Here is a 917-nt window from a genome sequence, read left to right on the forward strand (position 1 = left end):
GGGGTGGGGGTGGCTTTCGGGCTGGTCGTGGCTTTGGAGGCCGCTCTTGTTGCCTCCGTTGCTGTCGGGCTGCACTTGGTTTGGCCTGTTTGGGGTGTGGGCTTGGCGGTCGGGGTGTGGACGGTTTCTTTGCTCGCCACTCTGGGCGCTCGGAGGGCGTACGGGTATCGGGAGCCGACCGTGGAGGAACGTGGTCGGTTGGAGCAGCCTTGGCGGGACGTCCAGCGGCGTGCCGGGGGCGATGCGTACGTGCTGGTCGTTACGGAGTCGGACACGTTGAACGCGTGCACGCCGTTCGGGCGGACGGTAGCCGTCACGTCCCATGCGGCGCGGTCGTTGCCTCCTGGACGGCTGGAGGCGGTCCTTGCCCATGAGCTGGGGCATGCGGTCGGCTTGCGGGCCGGGGCGGCGTTCGTGCGGGCGCAGGTGACGGTGCCGAGCCGTGCGTTGACGTGGGTGCTGCGCACACCGTGGTCCCTGGTCGTTTCCATGTGGAAACGGGCGGTCGAGTGGCACCGGCCTATCGGGTTCATTCTGGCGTTCTTTGTGGCCATCGCCGCGACGGCGATCACGATCGTGGTGGTGTTGCCCGCAGGGGCCGCGTATGCGGCGGCGTCGGCCGGGCGGCTGGTCGGCGGGTGGTCGGAGGCGCGGGCGGACGCGGCCGCGGTCCGGATCGGGCTGGGCGCGGATCTACTGGCGGCGGTCGAGCACCGGATCGAGGCCGCCGGTCGCGAGGAGCCGATGCCGATGCCGCTCGTCCGGCGGGCTCAGGGGCTGCGACGGCGGCTCGGCTGAGCGGTCAGCTCTTGCCGCCGAAGAGTGGCGGCGGGCCGCCGTGGCGTGGTGTGGACGGGGTTTCGGGGGTGCGGGGGCCGGTCTGATGGCCGGGCGGAGGGCCCGGGTCGGTCGAGAGC

Annotated in this window: 1 protein-coding gene; it reads left to right on the forward strand. The window is 72.0% G+C overall.

The window, feature by feature from the left end:
* Positions 1-180: 180 nt before the first annotated feature.
* On the forward strand, positions 181-798 hold the full coding sequence (locus E1287_RS43370; protein WP_165969485.1) for a M48 family metalloprotease: 618 nt from the start codon (positions 181-183) through the stop codon (positions 796-798).
* The last annotated feature ends 119 nt before the right edge of the window (positions 799-917 follow it).

It is taken from the genome of Actinomadura sp. KC06 (assembly GCF_004348735.1).
Lineage (GTDB): Bacteria > Actinomycetota > Actinomycetes > Streptosporangiales > Streptosporangiaceae > Spirillospora.